Origin of the sequence: Collinsella sp. CLA-ER-H3, from assembly GCF_040092425.1 — a bacterium.
Lineage (GTDB): Bacteria > Actinomycetota > Coriobacteriia > Coriobacteriales > Coriobacteriaceae > Collinsella.
The window spans coordinates 293766-319727 of record NZ_JBBNLP010000001.1; the positions used below are offsets into that span (position 1 = coordinate 293766).

A 25962-nucleotide genomic window follows, 5' to 3' on the forward strand; every position below is an offset into this window, starting at 1 on the left:
ACCGAAAGGACTTAGAAATGGCTAAGCTTACCACCGATGAGATCATCGATGCTCTTAAGGAAATGACCCTTCTCGAGGCTTCCGAGCTCGTCAAGGCTATCGAGGACACCTTCGGCGTTTCCGCCGCTGCTCCTGCCGCTGTTGTCGCCGCTCCCGCTGCTGGCGCTGCTGAGGCCGAGGAGAAGACCGAGTTTGACGTCGTGCTCGAGGGCTTCGGCGACAACAAGATCCAGGTCATCAAGGCCGTCCGTGAGCTCACCAACCTTGGCCTGAAGGAGGCCAAGGAGGTCGTCGAGGGCGCTCCCAAGGCTGTTCTCGAGGGTGCCAAGAAGGAGGACGCCGAGGCTGCCAAGGAGAAGCTCGAGGCTGCTGGCGCTGCTGTCACCCTCAAGTAATCAGGCTTTCTCGCCAGATTTCTTTGCAGACGGGGTTCGCATTGCGAGCCCCGTCTTTTTTGTTTTTCGGTCCCTCAACATCGGTTGCTCAAACTGCCATGTTCTGTGATTTGCGTCGTATCGGCTGCCTTGCCCTTGGGCAATAAAATTGCACCATTCGAGCAATAATTTGCGTTGACCTGCTGAAGAATTGTCTCTGCCTTGTAGCGACATATAGTTCCAGCGGTAAGATGCTTGGGTATCGCAATTTGGTCTGCGGCTGTGTGCCGCACGCATGGGGCGCTTTTGCGCCTGCGAAAGGATCTTTGAATAACATGAAGGCAATCATCCCCGCCGCCGGTCTTGGCACGCGTTTTCTGCCTGGCACTAAGTGCACGCCCAAAGAGATGCTGCCGGTGCTCGACAAGCCCGTCATTCAGTATGTCGTTGAGGAGGCACTCGACCCCGAGGAGGTCGACGACGCCATCATCGTTACCTCGCCCGGCAAGCCCGAACTGCTGAACTACTTCCAGCCCGATCGCTCGCTCGAGAACCTGCTGCGCGAGCGCGGCAAGAACGCCTATGCCGATGCCGTCGCCCACGCTGGCGGTATGCCGGTCGACTTCCGTTATCAGTACGAGCCCAAGGGCCTCGGCCATGCTATTCGCTCTGCTGCCGACGCCGTGGCAGGGGAGAACTTCCTGGTTCTTCTGGGCGACTACGTTGTGCCTAACCGCGACATCTGCGACAAGATGCTCGCCGTTTCCAAGGAGCACGGTGGCGCTTCGGTTATCGCCGTCGCTGCTTGTTCGCCCGAGGAAGTCAGCCGCTACGGCGTTATCGCCGGCGAGCGCGTCGGTTCGCTCGAGGGCGCCGAGGACGTTGCCGATGCCGAGCCGGGCGCTGTCTGGCGTATCGGCGGTCTGGTCGAGAAGCCCGCTCCCGAGGCTGCTCCGTCCAACCTGTACATTGTCGGCCGCTATCTGCTGAGCCCGCTGGTCATGGACCTGCTGGCAGATCAGCAGGCCGGCAAGGGCGGCGAGATCCAGCTCACCGACGCCATGGCCCGTTCGCTCGACCGTGAGGCCATGTATGCAGTCGTCATCGACCCGCTGTCGGGCTACGACACCGGCACTCCCTCGGGCTGGATGGCCACTAACGCCCTCATGGCTGCAAGCGACCCCCGCTTTGCCGATGCCTTCTGGGACGCCATCGACGAGCGCGGCGGATTGATGCGCAAGTAAGCCTTCGGGCATCGACATTTACGGGCGCGGACCTCGGTTCGCGCCCGTTTTTTATAAGAGCTGCGATTGCCGGCTCTCTGTTCACAGAAAATATATGAACAGATGTTCGATACACATACATCTACCTGCGTGTTTTCTGCCGAAAAACTTTGCTACTCCAAAAACTCAATCGCGTCAAGGCTTTTCTTGCCCAACGGTCGCTACCTGATAAACTATTAGGTTGCGATAACTGGCGAAGCTATGCTTCGCCAACCCACCGAGCATTTCCGTGAAGGAGGAAAAACCTGGTGACCTACGCATACACTGCCACTGAGCGCAAGCGCGTCAGCTTCGGGAAAATCCCGGAGGCCATGGAGCTCCCCAACCTTATCTCTGTTCAAAGGGAATCCTTTGAGCGTTTTAAGGACGAGGGCCTTCGTGAGGCGTTCAAGGAATCCAGCCCCATCCAGAGCCAGAACCATGTTCTCGAGGTTACCTTCGGCGAGCATCAGTTCGGCGACCCCGCGCACACCGTCGAGGAGTGCCGCGAGAAGGACATGACCTATCAGGCCCCGCTTCTGACCGACGTCCGTCTCACCAACAAGGAGACCGGCGAGATCAAGGAGCAACTCGTCTTTATGGGCGACTTCCCCATGATGACCGATCAGGGCACCTTCATCATCAACGGTACCGAGCGTATCGTCGTCTCGCAGCTTGTCCGTTCCCCGGGCGTGTACTACAGCTCCGAGATGGATTCGGGCAAGCAGATCTACAAGGCCCAGATCATCCCGTCCCGCGGTGCTTGGCTTGAGTTTGAGGTCGACAAGCGCGACCAGCTCATGGTTTCCATCGACCGTAAGCGCAAGCAGAGCGCCACGATGTTCCTGCGCGCCCTTGGCATTGCCGTCACCAACGACGACATCATCGAGCTGCTCGGCAACTCCGATGTGATCAAGCGCACCCTGGAGCGCGACACCGCCCTCACCCGCGAGGACGCCCTTATCGAGATCTACCGTCGCCTGCGCCCGGGCGAGCCTCCCACCGTGGACGCTTCCCGCAGCCTGCTCGAGGGCCTGCTCTTCAACCCGCAGCGCTACGATCTGGCCCGTGTCGGTCGTTACAAGGTCAACAAGAAGCTCAACCTCACTACCGAGGAAGAGGTCACGGTGCTCACCGACGAGGATATCGTCGCGACGCTGCGCTACCTGCTGTCCCTCGCTGCCGGCGAGCAGGGCTTCAAGGTCGACGACATCGACCACTTTGGCAACCGCCGCATCCGCACCGTCGGCGAGCTCGTCGCCAACCAGTTCCGTATCGGCATGAGCCGTATGGAGCGCGTCGTCCGTGAGCGCATGAGCTCCCAGGACATCGACGAGATTACCCCGCAGTCGCTCATCAACATCCGTCCGATCGTGGCCTCCATCAAGGAGTTCTTCGGTTCCTCGCAGCTCTCGCAGTTCATGGACCAGGCGAACCCCCTGACCGGTCTGACCCACAAGCGCCGTCTGTCCGCACTCGGCCCTGGCGGTCTTGCCGGCCACAAGTCCGGCTCCAGCCGCCGCACCAACGTGCCGACGGCCGTCCGCGACGTTCACAACTCGCACTACAGCCGCATGTGCCCGATCGAGACCCCCGAAGGCCCCAACATCGGCCTGATCGGCTCGCTCGCTCTCTACGCCCGCGTCAACGAGTACGGCTTCATCGAGGCTCCGTTCCGTCGCGTCGAGAACGGCGTTGCCACCGACCAGATCGACTGGATGACCGCTGACGAGGAAGAGAAGCACGTCATCGCGCCGGCCAACACGCCGCTCGATCCCAAGACCAACGAGTTCATCACGACCGATGCCGAGGGCAAGCTTGTCCGCCCGCACACCGTGATCGCCCGTACCCGCGACTTCGACGGCTCCTTCGGCGCTCCCGCCGACGTGCCTGTCGAGGACGTCGACTACATGGACGTCTCGCCGCGTCAGATGCTCTCCGTCGCAGCCACGCTGATCCCGTTCCTCGAGCACGACGACGCCAAGCGTACGCTGATGGGCGCTAACATGCAGCGCCAGGCCGTGCCGCTGGTTCACCCTGCCGCTCCCTATGTCGGTACCGGCATGGAGCGTCGCGCCGCTCTGGACTCCGGCGAGGTCACCCTGGCCAAGAACGCCGGCGAGGTCATCTTTGCCGACGCTGCCAAGATCATCGTCAAGCATGCCGGCGGCATGGACGAGTATCACCTGGCCAAGTACCAGCGCTCCAACCAGTCCACCTGCATCAACCACCGTCCGCTCGTGCGCGTCGGTGACACCGTTGAGCAGGGCGAGCCCCTGGCTGACGGTCCTTCGACCGATCATGGCGAGCTCGCACTGGGTCAGAACCTCACCGTGGCATACATGCCGTGGGAAGGCTTCAACTACGAGGACGGTATCGTCGTGTCCGAGCGTCTGGTGGCCGAGGACCTGCTGACGACCATCAACATCACCCGTCACGAGATCGATGCCCGCGACACCAAGCTCGGCCCCGAGGAGATCACCCGCGAGATCCCGAACCTCTCTGAGGATATGCTTGCCAACCTCGACGAGGACGGCATTATCCGCATCGGCGCCGAGGTCGGCCCTGGCGACATCCTGGTCGGCAAGGTCACGCCTAAGGGCGAGAGCGCTCTGACCGCCGAGGAGCGCCTGCTGCGCGCCATCTTCGGTGCCAAGGCCCACGACGTCCGCGACACCTCCCTTAAGATGCCTCACGGCGCTTACGGTCGCGTCATCGACGTCGTCCGCTTTAGCCGCGAGAACGGCGACGATCTGGCCCCCGGCGTCAACGAGCAGGTGCGCGTCTACGTCGCCCAGCGTCGTAAGATCCAGCAGGGCGATAAGATCGCCGGCCGCCACGGCAACAAGGGTGTTATCTGTAACGTTCTGCCGGTCGAGGACATGCCCTACATGGCTGACGGTACCCCGATCGACGTTATCCTCAACCCGCTGGGCGTTCCCTCGCGTATGAACGTCGGCCAGCTGCTCGAGTGCCACCTTGGCTGGGCCGCTGCCTGCGGTTGGGATACCGAGAAGGCCGACTCCGACAAGTACGTCCCCGGTCCGTTCTTCACCGCGACGCCCGTCTTCGACGGCGCCAAGGAGGACGAGATCGCCGAGGTCATTCGTCGTGCCAACAAGAACATGCTCAACAAGGCCACCGCTGCCTTTGGCGATCACATGCGTCCCGAGTTCGTCACCCAGCTTGACGAGCGCGGCAAGACCCGCCTGTTCGACGGCCGCACCGGCGAGGAGTTCCGCGAGCCCATTACCGTGGGTACGTCCTACATCCTCAAGCTCGGCCACATGGTCGACGACAAGATCCACGCCCGTTCGACCGGCCCTTACAGCTTGGTTACCCAGCAGCCTCTGGGCGGCAAGGCCCAGTTCGGCGGCCAGCGCTTCGGCGAGATGGAAGTTTGGGCACTGTACGCATACGGTGCTTCCAACGTCCTGCAGGAGATTCTGACCGTCAAGTCCGACGATACCGTGGGCCGCGTCAAGACCTACGAGTCCATCGTCAAGGGCGAGAACGTTCCTGTTCCGGGTATCCCCGAGTCCTTCAAGGTTCTCGTCAAGGAGATCCGTTCCCTCGCGCTGGACATCGAGCCCATGCACGATGCTGACGAGGACGCCTCCGCCCCTGTGACCGCCGAGGAGACCTCTGCTCTCGACGACCTGGCTGCGCTCGCCGGCGTTGACGCCGACGTCGAGGCCGAGGATGCCGAGACCGTCGAGGCACCCGAGGCTGTCGCCGCCACGACCACTGATAAGGAGTAGTTGACTGTGGCAGATTTCGAAGCTACTGATTTTGACTCGGTAAAGATCTCCCTTGCCTCCGCCGACCAGATCCGTTCCTGGTCGCACGGTGAGGTCAAGAAGCCGGAGACCATCAATTACCGTACCCTCAAGCCCGAGAAGGACGGCCTGTTCTGCGAGAAGATCTTCGGTCCCGCCAAGGACTGGGAGTGCTCCTGCGGCAAGTACAAGGGCATCCGCTTTAAGGGTATCGTCTGCGAGCGCTGCGGCGTCGAGGTTACCTCGGCCAAGGTGCGTCGCGACCGCATGGGCCATATCGAGCTCGCCGCTCCCGTGTCCCACATCTGGTACTTCAAGAGCCCCACGAGCTTCCCGATGAGCCGTATGCTCGACATCAAGTCCAAGGACCTCGAGAAGGTTCTGTACTTTGCCAGCTACATCATCACCGAGGTTGACTATGAGGCCCGCGAGGCCGACGCCGACGACCTGCGCGAGGAGCTCGCCGCCGATCTGGAAGAGATCGATGCCGAGTGCGCCCGTCAGATCGAGTCCCTCAAGGAGCAGGGCGACCCCGAGAACTTTGACGAGTTCTCCGACGAGGAGCCGCTGACCCCCGAGGAGATCGCCTCTGGCATCGTCGACATCGAGGAAGAGTGCAAGGACGAGAAGCAGCTCCGCACGGACGCCTTCAACGCCTTCATGAAGCTCACCGAGCGCGACCTCATCTCCGATGAGCCGCTGTTCCGTGAGATGACCCGTTACTACTCCATGTACTTCAAGGGTGGTATGGGTGCCGAGGCTGTCCGCGACCTGCTCGCTGCTATCGACCTCCCCTCCGAGGCCGAGAAGCTCAAGGCCATCATCGCCGACGAGGATTCCCAGAAGCAGAAGCGCGAGAAGGCCGTCAAGCGCCTCGAGGTCGTTGACGCCTTCCTGAAGGGCGGCAACAGCCCCGCAAACATGATCCTGGACGTCATCCCGGTCATTCCGCCCGATCTGCGCCCGATGGTCCAGCTCGATGGCGGCCGCTTCGCCGCGTCCGACCTCAACGACCTGTATCGTCGCGTGATCAACCGTAACAACCGACTCAAGCGCCTGCTCGACCTGGACGCCCCTGCGATTATCGTGAACAACGAGAAGCGCATGCTCCAGGAGTCCGTGGACGCCCTGTTCGACAACGGCCGTCGTGGTCGCCCGGTCTCTGGCCGTGGCGGTCGCCCGCTCAAGTCGCTCGCCGAGGCCCTCAAGGGCAAGCAGGGTCGTTTCCGTCAGAACCTGCTGGGTAAGCGTGTCGACTACTCCGGCCGTTCGGTTATCGTTACCGACCCCAAGCTGCTGCTGCACCAGTGCGGTCTGCCCAAGACCATGGCGCTGGAGCTCTTCAAGCCCTTCGTTATGAAGCGCCTGGTCGAGCTCGGCAAGGTCGAGAACATCAAGGGCGCCAAGCGCGCTATCGACCGCGGTGCCACCTTTGTGTGGGATATCCTCGAAGAGGTCATCGACGGCCGCGTCGTGCTGCTCAACCGTGCACCGACCCTGCACCGTCTGTCCATCCAGGCCTTTGAGCCGGTGCTGGTCGAGGGCAAGGCTATCCACCTGCACCCGCTGGTCTGCTCGCCCTTCAACGCCGACTTCGACGGCGACCAGATGTCTGTCCACGTGCCGCTGTCCAGCCAGGCTCAGGCCGAGGCCCGCGTGCTCATGCTCTCTGCGAACAACCTGCGCTCGCCGGCATCCGGCAAGCCGGTCAACATCCCTTCGCAGGACATGATCATCGGTGTGTACTACCTGACCCAGGTCCGCGAGGGTCTGCCGGGCGAGAACCACGTGTTCTCGAGCTTCGACGACGCGCTGCACGCCTATGACTGCCGCTCCGAGGTCGACATGCAGGCCAAGATCCAGGTCCGCGTGTCCGCTGCCGATGCCAACGTCATCAATGAGGACGGCACCCGTATCTTCCGCGTCAAGAACGGCAAGAACGAGTTTGTCGACTACGATGTCACCGGCAATAAGACCGCGCGCTTCGAGACCTCTATCGGCCGCATCATCTTCAACCGCCAGTGCCTGCCCGAAGACTACGAGTTCATGAACTACAAGATGGTCAAGGGCGATGTGGCCAAGCTGGTTGCGGACTGCTGTGATCGTTACCCCGAGGCCAAGGTCGGCCCGATCCTCGACGCCATCAAGTACTCCGGCTTCCACTACGCTACCCGCGCCGGCCTCACCATCTCGGTGTGGGACGCTCTCATCCCTGCCGAGAAGCAGGAGCTGCTCGACCGCGCCCAGGCCAACGTCGACCAGATCAACGAGTACTTCGAGGAGGGCTTCATCAACGAGACAGAGCGCCACATCGAAGTCGTTAACGAGTGGACCGCTTGTACCGACAAGGTCGCAGCGCTCATGCTCGACATGTTCGACGAGGAGAACCCGCTGTACATGATGGCCGACTCCGGCGCCCGTGGTTCTAAGACCCAGCTGCGTCAGCTCGGCGGCATGCGTGGCCTGATGGCAGACATGTCCGGCGAGACGATCGACCTTCCCATTAAGGCGAACTTCCGCGAGGGCCTGCTGCCGCTCGAGTACTTCATTTCGACCTACGGCGCCCGTAAGGGCCTGGTCGATACCGCATCCCACACCTCGGACTCTGGTTACCTGACCCGTCGTCTGGTCGACGTGGCCCAGGACGTCATCGTCCGCGAGGAGGACTGCGGCACGCACGAGGGCGTCACCTACAACCTCATCATCCCCGGCACCACCGACCTCAACACCGACCTCGTCGGCCGTTGCTTCATCGAGGACGTCGTGGCTCCCGATGGCACCGTGCTCTTTGAGCAGGACGGCTACATCGAGAAGGTTGCCGACATTCAGAAGATGGTCGATGCCGGCCTTAAGAAGGTCAAGCTCCGCGCGCTGCTCACTTGCCGCTCCAAGTACGGCGTGTGCCAGAAGTGCTACGGCTGGGATCTTTCCACCCGTCGTCCGGTCGCCATCGGTACCGCGGTCGGCATTATTGCCGCCCAGTCCATCGGCGAGCCCGGTACGCAGCTTACGATGCGTACCATTCACTCCGGCGGCGTCGCTGGCGTCGACGATATTACGCAGGGTCTGCCTACGGTCAGCCGTATGTTCGATATCGTCGGCAACGTCAACGAGAAGATTCTGGGTCGCGAGGCCGAGCTGGCTCCGTACTCCGGCCACCTCTCGATTAAGCCCGAGAAGTCCGAGTACGTGCTGACGCTCACCGACTCCGAGGACCACACCCGTGTCCTCGACGAGCGTCGCGTCCCCGCTTCGGTTCGCTTTATGCCCGAGATCGAGGACGGCTGCGAGGTTCGCGCCGGCGACCAGATCACCAAGGGCTTCGTCAACTTCCGCAACCTGCGCAAGCTGACTGACATCGAGTCGACGATGCACACCTTCGTCGAGAGCGTCAAGGACGTCTACACCAGCCAGGGCGTCGACCTGAACGACAAGCACATCGAGGTGCTCGCACGTCAGATGCTGCGTCGCGTTCAGATCACCAACCCCGGTGACTCCAAGTACCTGCTTGGTCAGTACGTCGACCGCTACGAGTTCGCCGACGAGGTCGAGCGCGTTGCCCGTCTGGGCGGTCAGGCTCCTGTGGCCGAGCCCGTCATCCTGGGTACGCTCAAGGTCGCGTCCAACATCGACTCCTGGCTGTCGAGCGCTTCGTTCATCCGTACCGCCGGCGTCCTTACCGAGGCTGCCATCGAGGGCAAGGTCGACCACCTGCTCGACCTTAAGTCCAACGTCATCGTCGGTAAGAAGATCCCGGCCGGTACCGGCCTCAAGCCGTACGCCAACGCCAAGCTGACGTATCGTACGGCCGACGGCTACGTGGACATCGACGGCCCGGCTTCGCCCAACGCCAAGTCGCTGCCCGAGTGGGCTCCTGTGGAGCTCAAGGACCTGGACGAGCAGCTCCCGCAGCAGCTCGACTGGGCCGGCTACGACGAGTTCGGTGGTGCTGACGGTTCGTTCACCCGCAACGGCCACACCATCTCCGCCGAGAAGGCTCGCCTGTACCTGTTCGACGACCTGGGCGTGTCGCAGCGCTGGACCAACAAGTTCAGCGAGGTCGGCATCGAGACGGTCGGCGACCTGGTCGGCAAGTCCGAGGAAGATCTGCTGCGCATCGATGGCATCGGTGCCAAGGCGATCGAGGAGCTCCGTGACGGCCTCGAGGCCCACGACCTGCTCTACATCCTCGAGAACAACGACGACGTTGCCGACGAGGAAGACCTCTCGCAGCTGCTGCAGATGGTCTTTAGCCCCGACGGTCCGGACGACATCCTGCTGGGCACCTCTGCCGCGCCGACGCATCACGCCGACGCCGACGAGGAGCTCCTGGGCGCTCCGATCGACGACAAGAAGGCTCCCGCCAACGGTGCCATCAACGAGGACATGGCGTCCCTCGACGAGCTGCTCAACCAGCTCGTGGACACCGACGACGCCGAAGAGGCCAAGGACAACGACGAGGAGTAACTAGTTCCGCCGTTCTAACGAACGGCGGCGACCTCCGTCGCTGCGCGGCCCCCAGAGCTACAATCTGTCATTCAAAAGGCAGGGCATGACCAAAAGGTCAATGCCCTGCCTTTTTCATGCCACCTTGTACGCTCTGGGGGCCGCTCGCTTGCGTATGCTCAACCTGTTGCGTTCCGTTGATCCCTTGCCAAAAAGGGACAGGTTTCTTTTGGTAGCTTATTCCTGCTTGAATTTGAAACATTCCGTTTGGTCAAAGCGTATCTATGGTGAGGGCCTCATCGAGAACCATTACCGTCACCGGGAGGTGATTATGGAAGAACAAGCATTTAGACAAGCGGTCAAAGATCACCGGGATGTCGTGTTTCGAATCGCATTGACGTACCTGCGCGATCGCGCCGATGCCGACGATGTTGCACAAGACGTCTTTCTTAAGTTGCTCAAAAGCGATGGACACTTTGAAAGTCGGGAGCATCTTCGCCGCTGGCTTATCCGGGTCACGATCAATGAATGCAAATCGCTCTTTCGAAAGCCATGGAGGCGTGTGGAGGATATTGAGAACCTGGCCGATTCGCTTTCGACGGCGCAGGAGGAGTCCAAGGCGGTCCTGTCAGACGTTATGCGACTTCCGGAGCGATTCCGTGTTCCCATCGTACTCTATTACTATCTGGGCTTTTCGACCTCAGAGATTGCCGAGTTACTGCATGTGCCAGCCGCGACCGCTCGAACGCGTTTAGCTCGTGGTCGATCGAAGCTCAAATTCATCCTAGAGGAGGGCGACCGTGAAATCCAATCAAATCAAGCAGGCCTTCGAGTCCATCCAAGCCGATAGCGATCTTGCCGACCGTGTTATTGATGCTGCGGCTGGAAAGCCGCTTCGTCGAAAGGGTCACGCGAAACCTCTGTATGTTGCCGTAATCGGATGTCTTGCCGGAGTGTTGGCGACCGGAGGGGTCGCCTACGCCGTTGTCAATTCCAGCTATTTTGCCTCAGCCTGGGGAAACCACGGCAATGGGGATTCCATTACCTGGACCAACGGAGGCTCATCGGGAACTAAATATACCTACACCAGAGAGTTTGGTGACGGCATCGCGCCCCAAAGCCTGGAGGGTGCAGTCCAGGAGGTTAATCTGTCCGTCGAGGGTAACGGCTATACGCTTGATATCCATGAGATGGCTATTGACCAAAACGGCTGCGGAGCCGTGACGTTTACGTTGTCCAATCCAAATGGCGTTAACTACTACAAGCCGGCAGCAGAGACAGGCGAACTTGTTCTCTATGGTGAAGAAGAACAAGGCATCGGTACACCCAGCATGAAGTTCGGCGAGGAATGGGCTGACACACGCTGCACCATTGATAAGGACACATCAAGCGATACTGTCATTAATGGCACGATGTACTTTGCTTCTATGGATCGCGAGCGAGGTTTTCAACATGCGGTCACCTGGAATATCTCGTGGACCGAGGGCGAAGGCGAGGATGCGAAGCCGTTCGAGGCATCGACGCCCGAGTTTAGCGTTGGAGCGTACGTCGATACAAAGGAACTCCGCTCCGATGACTCGACTCTTGAGATTAGCCCGTTTTCCATCCAGACGCACATCGATGATCTGGGCTATGAAGCAGTTGATAATAAGCTGATCGTCAGCTACAAGGATGGATCGGAGCAGACTATCGAAGATGACGACGCAGGGGTGTTCAACTTATATTTTTCTTATGCGCGCAATAGCGGAGAGAACATCTGGGTGCCAACGAAGTTGATTGATGTCGACCAAGTGGTCTCAGTAACGCTTGAGGGCACGAGGTGCACGTCAACAGGAGAGACCGAAACAGAAGTACCCTTTACCATCGTCTATTTGTAAGATTTGGGGCCGCTTCCTACTAGGGGAAGCGGCCTCTTTTGCGTTAAATGGAAACGCCGCCGATTTCCATGCGACAGATGAGAGCAGATTACCGCTGGAGCGCGACGTTTCCCCAGATAAAACCGACCAAAATAAACCTGTCCCTTTTTGGCAGGGAACGTTGCCCCGACGAGCACGTCGGATTCCCGGTCCGGGCGGCCCGCTGTTTAAGTTTGTCGCGAGTTCCGCACGCAAAGGAAAGCACTTAATGTGCTTTCCGTCTTGCGCAGGACTGTAGAGCAGCAAACTTAACCAGCGGGCCGCCCGGACCGGGAATCCGCCCCCGCGCACCGAAGGGGATTCCTTTTGTGTAGGCTTTGCGGAAATGTGCTCATTTTGGGATACGCCCGGCGGCGTGGTCTGTTGACGGCACAGCTAACGCCACGTATCCTATCGAACTGCGTGTTTCGTAGGGGGATGCTGACCCCTCGATTCAAGCCGTTGCACTTTACAGAAAGCTGGAATCATTCGAGAAGGAGTACGCTTTGCCTACTATTAACCAGCTGGTTCGCCAGGGCCGTCGTTCCGTGCCCAAGAAGTCCAAGAACGCTGCTCTGCAGCACAACTCCCAGAAGCGCGGCGTGTGCACCCGCGTCTTCACCACGAGCCCCAAGAAGCCGAACTCGGCTCTTCGTAAGGTTGCCCGTGTTCGCCTCGTCAACGGCATCGAAGTTACTGCTTACATCCCGGGTGAGGGCCACAACCTGCAGGAGCACTCCATCGTGCTCGTCCGCGGCGGTCGTGTCCGTGACCTCCCTGGTGTCCGTTATCACGTCATCCGTGGCGCCTACGACGCTGCTCCGGTCCAGAACCGTATGCAGGCCCGTTCCAAGTACGGTGCTAAGCGCCCCAAGGCTAAATAAGCCAGATAACGTTTTGATACTTTCGCCGTGTGCCGCCTAAGCGCCGCACGGTAGACACTTAAGGAGATTTCACATGCCGCGTCGTGCAGCAGCTAATCGTCGTGAGGTTCAGCCTGACGCCGTTTACAACAACCGCCTGGTGACTCAGCTCATCAACAAGGTCCTTCTTGACGGCAAGAAGGCCACCGCTGAGCGCATCGTTTACACCGCTTTCGAGATCGTTGCCGAGAAGTCCGAGGGTGGCGACGCTCTCGCTACCTTCAAGAAGGCTATGGACAACGTCAAGCCCACGCTCGAGGTTAAGCCCAAGCGTGTCGGTGGCGCTACCTATCAGGTCCCGATGGAGGTCAACTCCCGTCGTTCCACCGCTCTGGGTATCCGCTGGATCGTCAACTTCTCCCGCGCTCGCAAGGAGAAGACCATGGCCGAGCGTCTCGCCAACGAGATCCTCGACGCCTCCAACGGCCTGGGCGCTTCCGTCAAGAAGCGTGAGGACGTCTTCAAGATGGCCGAGGCCAACCGCGCGTTCTCTCACTATCGTTGGTAAGTTAAGGTAAGGAACTAACATGGCTAAGCCTAAGTACAAGCTTTCCGATACCCGTAACATCGGCATCATGGCTCACATCGATGCCGGTAAGACCACCACGACCGAGCGTATTCTTTACTACACCGGTAAGACCCACAAGATCGGTGAGGTCCATGAGGGCGCTGCCACCATGGACTGGATGGTTCAGGAGCAGGAGCGCGGCGTAACCATTACCTCCGCTGCTACCACGTGCTTCTGGAAGAAGGACGGTACCGACTACCGCATCCAGATCATCGACACCCCGGGCCACGTTGATTTCACCGCCGAGGTCGAGCGCTGCCTGCGCGTCCTCGATGGCGCTGTCGCCGTCTTCGACGCCGTTGCCGGCGTTCAGCCCCAGTCTGAGACCGTTTGGCGTCAGGCTTCTACCTTCAACGTCCCCCGCATCGCCTTCATCAACAAGTATGACCGCGTGGGCGCTGACTTCTTCAACGCTATCGAGACCATGAAGGATCGTCTCGACGCCAACGCCGTGGCCGCTCAGGTCCCGATGGGCGCCGAGGACAACTTCTGGGGCGTCATCGACCTGGTCACCATGACTGCATGGGACTTCAAGGCCGACGAGAAGGGCATGACCTACCCCGAGCCGATGGACGAGATCCCGGCTGAGTTCGCCGACATCGCTGCCACCAAGCGCGAGGAGCTCCTCGACGCTGCTGCCAGCTTTGACGACGAGCTCATGGAGAAGATCCTCATGGAGGAGGACTTCACCGTCGAGGAGCTCAAGGCTGCTCTGCGCAAGGGTGTTCTGGCCAATGAGCTCAACCTCGTCTTCGTGGGCTCCGCCTACAAGAACAAGGGCGTTCAGGAGCTGCTCGACGCTGTCGTCGACTACCTGCCCAGCCCGCTCGACGTTGAGGCCGTCACCGGTACCGATCCGGACACCGGCGAGGAGATCCAGCGTCATCCTTCCTTCGACGAGCCCTTCTCCGGCCTGGTCTTCAAGATCATGACCGATCCGTTCGTCGGTAAGCTTACCTATGTCCGCGTTTACTCCGGTCGTGCCGAGTCCGGCTCCTACGTGGTCAACGCTTCCAACGGTCAGCGCGAGCGCCTCGGCCGCATCCTCGAGATGAACGCCGCCGAGCGTATCGACCGCGACGACGCTGCCGCCGGCGACATCGTCGCTTGCGTCGGCTTCAAGAACTCCACCACCGGTGACACCCTGTGCACCGAGGGCAAGGAGATCGTCCTCGAGAAGATCGAGTTCGCTAACCCCGTTATCGACGTTGCCATCGAGCCCAAGACCAAGGCCGAGCAGGACAAGATGTCTCTGGCTCTGACCAAGCTCGCCGAGGAGGACCCGACCTTCAAGGTGTCCACCAACCACGAGACCGGCCAGACCATCATCGCCGGCATGGGCGAGCTGCACCTCGAGATCATCGTTGACCGTCTGCTCCGCGAGTTCAAGGTTGACGCTAACGTTGGTAAGCCCCAGGTTGCCTACCGCGAGACCGCTGGTCACGACGTCGAGAAGGCTGAGGGCAAGTTCGTCCGTCAGTCCGGCGGTCGCGGTCAGTACGGCCACGCCGTCATCAAGCTCGAGAAGATGGAGGAGGGCTTCGGCTACGAGTTCGTCAACGCTATCGTCGGCGGCGTCGTGCCCAAGGAGTACATCCCGTCTATCGACAAGGGCATCCAGGAGGCCCTGAACACCGGTGTTATCGCCGGCTTCCCGGTCCTCGACGTTAAGGTCACCCTGTTCGACGGTTCTTACCACGAGGTCGACTCCTCCGAGGCCGCCTTTAAGATCGCCGGTTCCATGGCTATCAAGGACGCCCTCAAGAAGTCCGATCCGCAGCTGCTCGAGCCGATCATGGCTGTCGAGGTCGAGACCCCCGAGCAGTACATGGGCGACGTTATGGGCAACCTCTCCGGTCGCCGCGGCAAGATCGAGGGCATGGAGGATCGCAAGAACAGCAAGCTCATCCGTGCCAAGGTGCCGCTGGGCGAGATGTTCGGTTACGCTACCGACCTTCGCTCCCAGACCCAGGGCCGTGCATCCTACACGATGCAGTTCGACTCTTATGAGCCCGCGCCCAAGTCCATCGTGGACGAGGTCATGAGCAAGAACGCCTAAGTTCGAGCTCCCTGTTACGTAATCCGCGAGAACATCTCTCGCACTCTTTGGAGGTTTAAGTTGGCTACCCAGAAGATCCGCATTCGCCTCAAGGGCTATGATCACGAGGTCGTCGATCAGTCCGCGAAGCTCATCGTCGAGACCGCTCAGAAGACTGGCGCTCGCGTTTCCGGTCCTGTCCCCCTGCCCACCGAGCGCAACCTGTACACGGTTATCCGCTCGCCGCACGTGAACAAGGACTCCCGTGAGCAGTTCGAGATGCGCACCCACAAGCGCCTCATCGACATCCTCGACCCCACCTCGGGCACTGTTGATTCGCTCATGCGTCTCGACCTCCCCGCTGGCGTCGACATCGACATCAAGCTCTAAGCGATATCGCTCATAGCTTACAGAGCCCCGCTGCCATTACGGTAGTGGGGCTCTTTTGTTTTGCATGATGGGTTTGGACCGCCGGGGAATGCAGCCGAGTGGGTGGCTATGGTGCCCTATTTACCCATGGGACGCAGCGATGCCTCTTCAAAATGGAAGGATCGCAAGTCGTCTTCCGTCTTGATGCACGCTCGACCAAAGGCATCGACGGTTTGAAAGATGCCACGCGCCAGCTCGTCACCGGCAGGGGAACGGGCGATTACGTGCTCCCCAATCCAATTGAGATGAGCGACATAATCATCGTGGACGGGCGCGATCGGACCAGCGTCTTCTTCCATGGCGTTGAGCAGATCTGTCCATGTGCCTACGGCATTCACGATCGCGTGATGAACCTCCTTGAGTAGCACATCGACGGTGGGAACATTCTCGTTGAGGTCTGAGAGGCCGATTGCCGGCAGGCCGCCATCGGGAACCTCCGAGGGCACATAGTTCACATTGACGCCAATGCCGCAGACGGCAAAGGGCTTGCCCTCGTTGTCACGAGCCGCCTCGACCAGGATGCCGCCGAGTTTGCGCCCTCGCGCGACGAGGTCGTTGGGCCATTTGAGGCCGATCTCGTTAGCAAGACCTTGCTTTTCGAGCGCCTCGAGCACCGCTAAGCCGCTGACGGCGGCAAGACCAGAGTACTTGGTGGGATCAACACGTGGACGTAGGACAATCGAGAGCAACAGGTTGCCGGCGGTTGAATCCCACTTGTGGCCGCGTCGGCCGCGTCCTGCTGTCTGAGCCCGGGCGGCAAGTCCCGTGCCGTGTGGCGCTCCCTGTTTTCCTGCTTCGAGCAGGTCATCGTTGGTCGATCCGGTTACGTCGACTATCGTTAATTTGGCATCCATAACGGCTGCTACCTCCTTAATGAATAAGTGAATAACGCAATGGTGTCGAGAGGCAGACACAATGTGAAGCCTTTGTTGCATTTGGGCAATTTAATGTTAACACGTCAACAACGATTGAAATGCGCTATCCTCTCTTGGTCGATGTAAACACGTCAACAACTCAAAGGAGGTTAGTGATGGGTTTCACGATTCTTGGAACGGGCTCGGCGCTTCCTAAGCGCAGTGTTTCCAATGACGAGCTGTCCGAGTTCCTCGATACCTCGGATGAGTGGATTTTTACCCGCACAGGTATCAAGAGCCGCCATGTGTGCACCACCGAGTCACTCGACGACCTTGCCGTAGCGGCGAGCGAGCGGGCACTCCAGATGTCCGGAATCGACGCGAGCCAGCTGGATCTGATCGTCTGCTCGACGACGACGGGTGACCACCTTGTTCCCGCTGAGGCATGTGCCGTTGCTGAGCGACTAGGCGCGACGTGCCCTGCCTTCGACGTTTCGGCGGCCTGCGCCGGCTTCGTATTTGCGCTCGATGTCGCCGAGGGCTATATCGCCCGGGGTCGTGCCAAGCGCGTGCTTATCGTTGCTGCCGAGCAGATGACGCGCGCGCTCGACTGGACCGACCGCGCCACCTGCGTGCTCTTTGGCGATGGGGCAGGCGCCGCAGTGATTGGGGCTGGGGGAGACAGCCCCCTTGCCGTTGAGCTTTCGACGGCGCCCGACGTCGAGACGTTGCGTGTTCCCGGTCTGGTCGGCACCTCGCCGTTTAAGGCCTCCGCAGATAGCGAGAGCGTGCTGTCCATGAATGGCCGTCGCGTGTTCAAGTTCGGCGTCAACGCCATCTGCGACACGGTCCATAAGCTTGCGAGCGATGCGGGCGTTTCGGTCGAGGACATCGACCATTTTGTATTCCATCAGGCTAACGAACGAATCCTGAGTCAGGCGGTCAAGCGCCTCGGTGTGCCAGACGAGCGCGTGGTTCGAACGCTACGCGAGACCGGCAACATTTCGAGCGCCTGCATTCCCTTTGCGCTTGACCGGCTGGCACGCACTGACGTACTGAATGCGGGCGACACCATCGCCCTCGTTGGATTTGGCGCCGGCCTGGATATAGGTGGCTATCTGCTTCGTTGGAAGTAGTCGCACATAGGAAATAAAACCGCCCCTAGGGCACAAACAAAGGAGAACTACCATGGCAGATCAGAAGACCTTCGAGCGCGTTTGCGACGTTATCCGCGAGACCGCTGGCCTTGACGACGTCGAGATGAAGCCCGAGTCCACGCTTGAGGAGATTGGTCTCGACAGTCTGGGCACCGTCGAGATCCTCGTCGCCGTTGAGGACGAGTTTGGCATCCAGCTCGATACCGAGGAGAACCCCAAGACGGTCGGCGAGTTCGCCGATACGGTCGAGGCGGCATTGGAGAAGTAGAGATGCTCAAGACTCCTCTCTGCGATCTGCTCGGCATCGAAAAGCCCGTGTTCCAGGGCGGTATGGCTTGGATTGCCGACGCCTCGCTGGCTTCCGCAGTGTCCGAGGTGGGCGGCTTAGGGATCATCGCGGCCATGAACGCCGACGCCAACTGGCTGCGCGACCAGATTCACGAGCTGCGCGCCAGGACGGATAAGCCCTTCGGCGTCAACGTCATGCTCATGAGCCCGTTTGCCGACGAGGTCGCGCAGGTCGTTATTGACGAGCGAGTGCCGGTCGTCGTGACGGGCGCCGGAAATCCCACCAAGTACATGAAGGCGTGGAACGAGGCGGGCATCAAGGTCATCCCGGTCGTTGCCTCGGTGGCGCTGGCGCGTCTCGTGGCGCGTCGCGGAGCCACTGCCGTGGTTGCCGAGGGCACCGAATCAGGCGGCCATATTGGCGAGACCTCGACGATGGCATTGGTGCCGCAGGTTGTCGATGCGGTCGATATCCCCGTGGTGGCGGCCGGCGGCATCGCCGATGGCCGTGGTGTGGCGGCCGCCTTTATGCTCGGCGCTGCCGGCGTCCAGGTGGGAACACGCTTTCTGGTCGCAAACGAGTGCACCGTATCCGAACAGTACAAAGAGCTGGTGCTCAAGGCAGGCGATACGTCGACGCGTGCGACCGGTCGCTCGACGGGACATCCGGTTCGCGCCCTCAAGAGCCCCTTCACCAACGCGTATGCCAAGAACGAGGCGGCGGGCGCAAGCCCCGAGGAGCTCGGGGCCATGGGCACGGGCGCGCTTCGTAAAGCCGCAAAGGACGGAAATTACGAAGAGGGTTCGTATTTGTGCGGACAGATTGCCGGCATGGTCAACGAACGCCAGAGCGCACGCGAAATCGTCGACGATCTGGTCGATGGCGCCGAGCATGTCCTGAAGGGTGCGTCCTCATGGGTAGCGTAGCGTTTCTATTTGCCGGTCAGGGTGCCCAGCATCCCGCGATGGGCGTCGACCTGATCGAGACATCGCCGGCGGCTGCCGAGGTGTTCGCCATTGCCGACGAGGTACGCCCGGGGACGAGCAAGCAGTGCCGAAGTGCCTCCAAGGAGGAGCTCTCGCAGACCGAGAACACGCAACCGTGCGTGTTCGTTCACGACCTGGCAGCGGCTGTCGCCCTGCGTGAGCGCGGCGTGGTACCTGCCGCCTGTGCGGGTTTTTCGCTTGGCGAGGTCGCCGCGCTCACCTTTGCGGGGGCATTCGATACGCGAGCGGGTTTTGAGCTCGTGTGTGAGCGCGCGGCATTGATGGCCACGGCGGCCGAGCGTCACCCCGGCGGCATGCGCGCCGTCATCAAACTCGATGCGGCGCAAGTCGAGGGCCTGGCAAAACAGGCCGGCGAGGACTGCTGGCCGGTCAACTACAACAGCCCCCAGCAGACGGTTGTTGCCGGAGCGCCTGAGGCGCTGCAGGAGCTCGACGTCCTAGTAAAAGAGGCTGGCGGCCGCGCTATGAAAGTCGCGGTGTCGGGTGCATTTCATAGCCCCTATATGGCCGAGGCGACTGAGGGGCTGGCGACGTATATCCAAGACGGCCACGCGCCGTCTCCGCTGCTGATTCCGGTCATGGCAAACATGACGGCGGCGCCCTATCCGGCGGACCCGCGAGCGGCATCGGATGTCTTGGCCAACCAGGTGAGTCATGCCGTTCGCTGGGCCGACACGCTGCATACTCTGCAGGGTCAGGGCATCGACACGTTTATTGAGGTCGGCCCTGGCAAAACGCTGTCGGGCCTGGTCAAGCGTACGCTGAGTGACGTTCGCGTGTGTTCGTGCGAAACGGCCGAGCAGGTCGCAGCTATCGCCGACGAGCTCGCATAGTCCACAGGGCTGTAACCCGAAAGGAATGACATGGGCAACTTGAACAACGGCGCGCTCGAGCGCAACGACTCACGTCGCGTGGCACTGGTCACGGGCGGCTCGCGGGGTATCGGCCGCGCTTGTGCCGTGGGTCTGGCGGAGGATGGCTACGATATCGCCGTCGTCTATGCCGGCAGCGTCGATGCGGCGCGCGAGACGTGCAAAGCCTGCGAGGCGGCTGGCGCCGCGGCACGCGCATATCAATGCGACGTGGCCGACCCCGCTGCCGCCAACGCGTGCGTGGAAGCGGTCCTCAACGACTTTGGCTCCATTTGGGCGCTCGTCAACAACGCCGGCATCACGCGCGACGGCCTGCTCATGCGTATGGGCGACGATGCCTTCGACCGCGTGCTCGATGTCAATCTCAAGGGCACGTTCAATACGACGCGCGCGCTCACCAAGACCTTTATGCGCCAGCGCGGCGGCTGCGTCGTCAACATGAGCTCGGTCGTGGGCCTGATGGGCAATGCCGGGCAAGCCAACTACGCTGCCTCCAAGGCGGGCGTGATCGGCCTGACCAAGGCGGTGGCGCGCGAGCTTGCGCCCCGCGGCGTACGAGTGAACGCGGTCGCCCCCGGGTTTGTCGAGACGGATATGACGGCAAAGCTCTCGGAGAAGGTTCGCGCGGCAAACGAGGAGCAGATTCCCCTAAAGCGCATGGCGCGCCCCGAGGAAGTGGCCGGCGTGGTGCGCTTTTTGGCGAGCGATGCGGCTGCCTACATTACGGGCGAGGTCGTACGCGTTGACGGCGGAATGGCGATGTAGAAACCAGGGCCGAAGAACGGCTTGAATGAGGAGACCAAGATGGAACAGAGAGTTGCAATCACCGGCATCGGTGCCGTATCGCCGCTCGGCAACACCGCGCTTGCCACCTGGGCGGCCATGTGCGCCGGCACGTGCGGCATCGGCCCGATCACGCACTTCGATACCGATGCGTTTACCGTCAAGGTGGCGGCCGAGGTCAAGGGTTTTGACGGCAACGAGTACTTTGGCAAGCGTGACGCCAAGCACCTGGACCCCTGCGTTCAGTTTGCGATGGCGGCTTCGGACGAGGCAATGCACGATGCGGGCTTTGATGTCGAAGGCGCCATCGATCGCGAGCGCCTGGGCGTCTACGTGGGGTCGGGCGTGGGCGGCATGCAGACGCTCGTCGACAACGTCCACACGATTGCCGATCGCGGGCCTCGTCGCGCATCGCCCTACATGATCGCGATGATGATTCCCAACATGGCTTCGGGCAATATCGCGATCCGCCATAAGGCAAAAGGCCCGACCCTGCCCGTGGTGACCGCGTGCGCAACCTCGGCCCATGCGGTGGGTGAGGCGTTCCGCGCCATCAAGCACGGCTATGCCGATGCAATCCTGGCCGGCGGCGCCGAGGCCGCAATTATTCCCGATGCCGTTGCGGGCTTTACGTCCTGCCGCGCATTGACCACCAACCCCAATCCCGCGACGGCTTGTCGCCCGTTCGATGCAGACCGTGACGGCTTTGTGATGGGCGAGGGCGCCTGCGTGCTGGTACTCGAGAGCATGGAACATGCGCAGGCGCGCGGGGCGCACATTTACGCCGAGGTCGTAGGCTATGGCAACACCGATGATGCTTATCACATCACGAGTCCCGATCCCGAGGCTGCCGGCATTGCCCGTGCGATATCGCTGGCGGTGGCCGAGGGCGACGTCAAGCCTTCCGAGGGCCTCTACATCAATGCCCACGGCACCTCGACCAAGCTCAACGATTCGTCCGAGACGGCGGGCATTAAGCGTGCGCTCGGCGAGGACGCGGCGCGCGCCGCGCACGTCTCGTCGACTAAGTCGATGACCGGCCACATGATCGGTGCTACGGGTGCCATCGAGGTCATGGCCTGTGCCATGGCGCTCGAGCAGGGCGTGGTACCCCCGACCATTAACTACCACACGCCCGATCCCGCCTGCGATCTTGACTACACGCCCAATCGAGCGGTTCGCGCCGACCTTACCTGGGCGCTTTCGACCAATCTGGGCTTTGGCGGACACAACGCCGCCATCGCGCTGCGTAGATATGCAAGGAGCTAGAGCATGGATTCCAAAAGACTTGCCGAGATAGCCGATGTTATGGAGGACCGCGGCCTCACGCGCGTGCGCGTTGAGGAGCCCGATGGCACCGCGGTCGAACTCGAGCGCGCGAGCGCCGCACAGCCGGTTGCCGTGCCCATGCCCATACCGGGTGCCGTGACTGCTCCGGCGGTGGCTCCTGTCGCCATGCCTGCCTGCGCACCGGAACCCGCCGCGCAGGCGCCTGCCGCCGCACCGGAGCCCAAGGGCACCGAGGTGACCGCTCCCATGGTCGGCGTTTTCTATGCTGCCCCGGCGCCGGGCGACGAGCCGTTTGTGCACGTGGGCTCCAAGGTCAAGGCCGGCGAGACCCTCTGCATCATCGAGGCCATGAAGGTTCTCAACGAGGTGACGGCAGAGACGGATGGCGAGGTGCTCGAGATCTGCGTGGCCGACGGCGACCTCGTGGAGTTTGGCAGCTGCCTCATGAGGATCGGATAGGTGATATCCATGAACAAAGAAGAGCTCAAGAAGCTGTTGCCGCATCGCGAGCCGATGCTTTTGCTCGACGAAGCCGAGCTGGTGGGCGACGAGGCCCACGGCAAGATCACGATTACGGGCGACGAGTACTTTTTGCAGGGGCATTTTCCGGGAAACCCAGTCGTCCCCGGCGTGATTCAGTGCGAGATGCTCGCCCAGAACTGCTGCGTGCTGCTGATGGGCGATGAGGAGGCGCGCGGCGCGACGCCGTTCTATACGAGTCTGGACAAGGTGCGCTTTAAGCGTCCGGTGCGTCCAGGCGACACGGTGGATCTGGTGTGCTCCATCACGCGTGCGCGCGGGCCGTTCCGCTTTGCGACGGGTACCGCGAGCGTCAACGGTGAGGTTTGCTGCCGCGCCGATATGTCTTTTGCACTCATGCACGAAAGTTAAGGAAGGCTTCATGTTCGACAAAGTGCTCATCGCCAACCGCGGCGAAGTCGCGGTCCGTGTTATCCGCGCGTGCCGCGATATGGGCATCAAGACCGTCGCCGTTTATTCCACGGCCGATGCGGATGCGCTGCACGTGCAGCTTGCCGACGAGGCGTATTGCATCGGCGGCCCGCGTCTTGCCGAGAGCTACCTCAACGACGATGCCGTGCTCACCTGTGCCGTAAAGTCGGGAGCTAAGGCAATTCATCCCGGCTATGGCTTTTTCTCCGAGAAGGCGAGCTTCGTGCGCGACTGCGACAAGTACGGTCTGGCGTTTGTCGGTCCTTCGGCCGAGGTGATCGACAGCATGGGCGACAAGGACGCCGCACGCCGAACGGCCGCTGCCGCGGGCGTGCCCATCGTGCCGGGCTGCGATTTGCTCAAAAGCCCCGAGGAGGCGACGGCCGAGGCCGAGCGCATCGGCTGTCCCGTGCTCATCAAGGCGCGTGCCGGCGGCGGCGGTCGCGGTATTCGCAAGGTCGAGCGCGTGGAAGACGCGGCAAAGGCGTTCATCGAGGCGCGTGCCGAGGGCGAGGCCGTTTTTGGCGACGGCGAGTGCTACATGGAGAAGTTCGTCGCGCCGGCGCATCACGTTGAGGTACAGATTATGGCCGATAAGCAGGGCCATGTGTTTTCGCTCGGTGAGCGCGAGTGCTCGGTGCAGCGCCGCAACCAAAAGCTGATCGAGGAGAGCCCCGCGCCGTGCCTCGACGGACGCGATGATATTCGTGCCCGTATGCACAAGGCGGCGCGCGACTTGGCTCGTGCCGTCGGTTATGAGGGCGCCGGCACCATCGAGTTTCTGTACTCGGACGACGGCAATTTCTACTTTATGGAAATGAACACGCGCTTGCAGGTGGAGCATCCGGTTACAGAGTTTGTAACCGATACCGACTTGGTCAAGTGGCAGCTGCGCGTGGCAGCCGGCCAGCCTCTGCCCTTTGAGCAGGAGGACATGCCGGCGCGCAACCACGCCATGGAGTGCCGCATCAATGCCGAAACGCCGGACTTTCTGCCGTCGTGCGGAACGGTCACCGCGTTGCGTGTGCCGGGTGGCCCGCGCGTGCGCTGGGATTCCGCCATGTTTACCGGTGCGAACGTTCCGCCGTACTACGACTCCATGCTCGGCAAGCTCATCGTGTGTGCGCCCACGCGTGACGGTGCCATTCGCAAGATGCGCTCGGCCCTGGGCGAGCTCGTGATTGAGGGCGTGAGCGAAAATAGCGAGCTTCAGCTCGACGTGCTGGCAAACGACGAGTTCTTGTCGGGCATGTACCACACCGATCTGATGGGGCATCTCTATGCTGATGAATAGAAAAGCGAAGACGGTCAACGTCCTCGAGGGGCCGATGACCGAGTCGTGCGCCGAGTTTCCCGCGCGCCACGTGTTTATCAAGTGCCCGGAGTGTCGCCGTGTGATCGATGAGGCACGCCTGCACGACAACCTCGAGGTCTGCCCTCGTTGCGGCAAACACTTTCGCGTGAGCGGTCGCGCGCGCATGCGCATGACGGTTGACGAGGGCACGTTTGAGGAATGGGATGCCAATCTGGCGTCGGAGGACTTCCTCTCGTTTCCCGGCTATGCCGACAAGCTCAAGAGCGTGAGCGAGCGTTCGGGCGAGCGCGATGCCGTTGTGTGCGGTAGGGGTAAAATCTGCGGCTGCGATACCGCGCTCTTCTTTATGGATGCCAACTTTATGATGGGCTCGATGGGCTCCGTGGTGGGCGAGAAGATCTGTCGCACATTTGAGCGTGCGACCGAGCTGGGATTGCCGGTTGTCGGCTTTACCGTTTCGGGCGGCGCGCGCATGCAAGAGGGTGTGACGTCGCTTATGCAGATGGCCAAGATTTCTGCGGCGGTTAGGCGCCACAGCGAGGCGGGCGGTCTGTATATCACGGTGCTCACCGACCCCACGACCGGAGGCGTAACCGCGAGCTTTGCCATGGAGGGCGATATTATCCTGGCCGAGCCCGATGCCCTGACGGCATTTGCCGGCCCGCGCGTGATCGAGCAGAACATGCACAAACGCCTGCCCAAGGGATTCCAGCGCTCCGAGTTTTTGCTGGAGCACGGCTTTTGCGATGCCGTTGTTCCGCGTGGCGAGATTGCGCTCACGGTAGGCGAGCTGCTGGCGCTGCACGAAGGGCACGCGCCCGTCCTGGGGGCACCGCATGAGATCGTGCATACGGGTCGCCGCGGCAAAAAGTTGGGACACTTGTTCAAGCGCTCGGCCGCACCAAAAACCGCGATCGAGATTGTCAAGCAGACCCGCTCGGCAGATCGTGCCACGGCGGGCGAGATGATCTTGCTGGGCTTGGATGGATTTGTGGAGCTGCACGGCGACCGTTACTTTGGCGACGACGCCGCTGTGGTGGCTGGCATTGGCTGGAAAGACGGACGTCCCGTGACGGTTATTGCCATCGAGCGCGGCACCACGACCAAAGAGCGCATGCGCCGCAACTTTGGCATGGCGCATCCCGAGGGTTACCGCAAAGCGCGTCGCCTTATGCGCCAAGCCGAGAAATTTGGTCGACCGGTTCTGTGCCTGGTTGATACTTCGGGCGCGTTTTGCGGTATCGGTGCCGAGGAGCGCGGCCAGGGCGAGGCGATTGCCCAGAATCTCATGGAGATGAGCGGCCTTAAGACGCCGATTGTCTCGGTGGTGACAGGCGAGGGCGGCTCTGGTGGCGCGCTGGCGCTGTCCGTGGCCGACCGCATCCTGATGCTCTCGAGCTCGGCCTATTCGGTCGTGAGCCCCGAGGCCTGTGCGTCGATCCTGTGGAAGGATACCGAGCGCGCGAATGAGGCCGCCGAGGCGCTTAAGCTCACGGCCCCCGATCTGTTGGCGCTCGGCATCATCGACGGCATTGTTGACGATAGGGGCCTGTCGCATGAGGAGATCGCCGGTGCCGTCATGTCCTCGGCATTTGATGCCTTCGATACGCTTGGGCAGCTCGACGACGCGACCCTCACAAACCTCCGCTACGAAAAGTACCGCGCAATCGGTCGGTACCGCACGATGTGACAAAGGGACAGTCCGCATGTCACATTGGGAAAGGCGTTCC

At 61.4% G+C, this 25962-nt stretch carries 21 protein-coding genes; 20 read left to right on the forward strand and 1 reads right to left on the reverse strand.

Annotation, left to right across the window (positions count from 1 at the left end; all coding sequences use genetic code 11):
• Positions 1-17: 17 nt before the first annotated feature.
• The 10 genes from rplL to rpsJ all read left to right on the forward strand — a co-directional run bounded on the left by rplL (position 18) and on the right by rpsJ (position 15675).
• Positions 18-395, forward strand: a complete 378-nt coding sequence (gene rplL, locus AAAX32_RS01335) for a 50S ribosomal protein L7/L12 (RefSeq protein ID WP_006235005.1) — start codon at positions 18-20, stop codon at positions 393-395.
• Between the two features lie 314 nt (positions 396-709).
• Positions 710-1618 carry a UTP--glucose-1-phosphate uridylyltransferase gene (locus AAAX32_RS01340; protein ID WP_055250255.1) on the forward strand — a complete coding sequence of 303 codons (909 nt, stop codon included), beginning with the start codon at positions 710-712 and terminating at the stop codon, positions 1616-1618.
• A 287-nt stretch (positions 1619-1905) separates the two neighbouring features.
• On the forward strand, positions 1906-5397 hold the full coding sequence (locus AAAX32_RS01345; protein ID WP_199411333.1) for a DNA-directed RNA polymerase subunit beta: 3492 nt from the start codon (positions 1906-1908) through the stop codon (positions 5395-5397).
• 6 nt (positions 5398-5403) lie between these two features.
• Positions 5404-9882 (forward strand): DNA-directed RNA polymerase subunit beta', encoded by a 4479-nt coding sequence (locus AAAX32_RS01350; protein ID WP_199411334.1) that lies wholly within the window; start codon positions 5404-5406, stop codon positions 9880-9882.
• 310 nt (positions 9883-10192) lie between these two features.
• Positions 10193-10711, forward strand: coding sequence for an RNA polymerase sigma factor (locus AAAX32_RS01355; protein ID WP_349099710.1), 519 nt, complete (start codon positions 10193-10195; stop codon positions 10709-10711).
• Positions 10662-11738: a DUF4179 domain-containing protein gene (locus tag AAAX32_RS01360; protein ID WP_349099711.1), complete on the forward strand. Its 1077-nt coding sequence runs from the start codon at positions 10662-10664 to the stop codon at positions 11736-11738. The genes AAAX32_RS01355 and AAAX32_RS01360 overlap by 50 nt, the downstream gene beginning before the upstream one ends.
• Positions 11739-12262: 524 nt before the next feature.
• Complete coding sequence (rpsL, locus tag AAAX32_RS01365; RefSeq protein WP_006235012.1) at positions 12263-12640, forward strand: 30S ribosomal protein S12; 378 nt, start codon at positions 12263-12265, stop codon at positions 12638-12640.
• Between the two features lie 73 nt (positions 12641-12713).
• Complete coding sequence (rpsG, locus tag AAAX32_RS01370; protein ID WP_006235013.1) at positions 12714-13187, forward strand: 30S ribosomal protein S7; 474 nt, start codon at positions 12714-12716, stop codon at positions 13185-13187.
• A gap of 19 nt (positions 13188-13206) precedes the next feature.
• Positions 13207-15306 (forward strand): elongation factor G, encoded by a 2100-nt coding sequence (gene fusA, locus AAAX32_RS01375; RefSeq protein WP_099432072.1) that lies wholly within the window; start codon positions 13207-13209, stop codon positions 15304-15306.
• A gap of 60 nt (positions 15307-15366) precedes the next feature.
• Positions 15367-15675 (forward strand): 30S ribosomal protein S10, encoded by a 309-nt coding sequence (gene rpsJ, locus AAAX32_RS01380; RefSeq protein ID WP_022094184.1) that lies wholly within the window; start codon positions 15367-15369, stop codon positions 15673-15675.
• A 116-nt stretch (positions 15676-15791) separates the two neighbouring features.
• On the opposite strand, the gene AAAX32_RS01385 is transcribed toward rpsJ, so the two are convergent.
• Positions 15792-16568 carry a biotin--[acetyl-CoA-carboxylase] ligase gene (locus tag AAAX32_RS01385; RefSeq protein WP_349099712.1) on the reverse strand — a complete coding sequence of 259 codons (777 nt, stop codon included), beginning with the start codon at positions 16566-16568 and terminating at the stop codon, positions 15792-15794.
• Between the two features lie 176 nt (positions 16569-16744).
• On the opposite strand from AAAX32_RS01385, the gene AAAX32_RS01390 reads away from it, so the two are divergent.
• The 10 genes from AAAX32_RS01390 to accD are packed head-to-tail and all read left to right on the forward strand — an operon-like array spanning position 16745 to position 25922.
• A complete protein-coding gene (locus tag AAAX32_RS01390) occupies positions 16745-17704 on the forward strand; it encodes a beta-ketoacyl-ACP synthase 3 (RefSeq protein WP_349099713.1) in 960 nt (319 codons plus the stop codon).
• Between the two features lie 52 nt (positions 17705-17756).
• A complete protein-coding gene (locus AAAX32_RS01395; RefSeq protein ID WP_006235019.1) occupies positions 17757-17993 on the forward strand; it encodes an acyl carrier protein in 237 nt (78 codons plus the stop codon).
• A 2-nt stretch (positions 17994-17995) separates the two neighbouring features.
• Complete coding sequence (gene fabK, locus AAAX32_RS01400; RefSeq protein WP_349099714.1) at positions 17996-18940, forward strand: enoyl-[acyl-carrier-protein] reductase FabK; 945 nt, start codon at positions 17996-17998, stop codon at positions 18938-18940.
• Positions 18928-19854, forward strand: coding sequence for an ACP S-malonyltransferase (locus AAAX32_RS01405; RefSeq protein WP_349099715.1), 927 nt, complete (start codon positions 18928-18930; stop codon positions 19852-19854). Before fabK ends, AAAX32_RS01405 begins: the two co-directional genes overlap by 13 nt.
• A 30-nt stretch (positions 19855-19884) precedes the next feature.
• Positions 19885-20658, forward strand: a complete 774-nt coding sequence (fabG, locus tag AAAX32_RS01410; protein ID WP_349099716.1) for a 3-oxoacyl-[acyl-carrier-protein] reductase — start codon at positions 19885-19887, stop codon at positions 20656-20658.
• A gap of 39 nt (positions 20659-20697) precedes the next feature.
• Positions 20698-21945, forward strand: a complete 1248-nt coding sequence (gene fabF / locus AAAX32_RS01415; protein ID WP_349099717.1) for a beta-ketoacyl-ACP synthase II — start codon at positions 20698-20700, stop codon at positions 21943-21945.
• Between the two features lie 3 nt (positions 21946-21948).
• Positions 21949-22425 carry an acetyl-CoA carboxylase biotin carboxyl carrier protein gene (gene accB, locus AAAX32_RS01420; RefSeq protein WP_349099718.1) on the forward strand — a complete coding sequence of 159 codons (477 nt, stop codon included), beginning with the start codon at positions 21949-21951 and terminating at the stop codon, positions 22423-22425.
• Positions 22426-22434: 9 nt separating this feature from the next.
• Positions 22435-22857, forward strand: a complete 423-nt coding sequence (fabZ, locus tag AAAX32_RS01425; RefSeq protein WP_099432064.1) for a 3-hydroxyacyl-ACP dehydratase FabZ — start codon at positions 22435-22437, stop codon at positions 22855-22857.
• Positions 22858-22867: 10 nt separating this feature from the next.
• Positions 22868-24211: an acetyl-CoA carboxylase biotin carboxylase subunit gene (locus tag AAAX32_RS01430; protein WP_349099719.1), complete on the forward strand. Its 1344-nt coding sequence runs from the start codon at positions 22868-22870 to the stop codon at positions 24209-24211.
• Positions 24198-25922 carry an acetyl-CoA carboxylase, carboxyltransferase subunit beta gene (gene accD / locus AAAX32_RS01435; RefSeq protein WP_349099720.1) on the forward strand — a complete coding sequence of 575 codons (1725 nt, stop codon included), beginning with the start codon at positions 24198-24200 and terminating at the stop codon, positions 25920-25922. The genes AAAX32_RS01430 and accD overlap by 14 nt, the downstream gene beginning before the upstream one ends.
• The last annotated feature ends 40 nt before the right edge of the window (positions 25923-25962 follow it).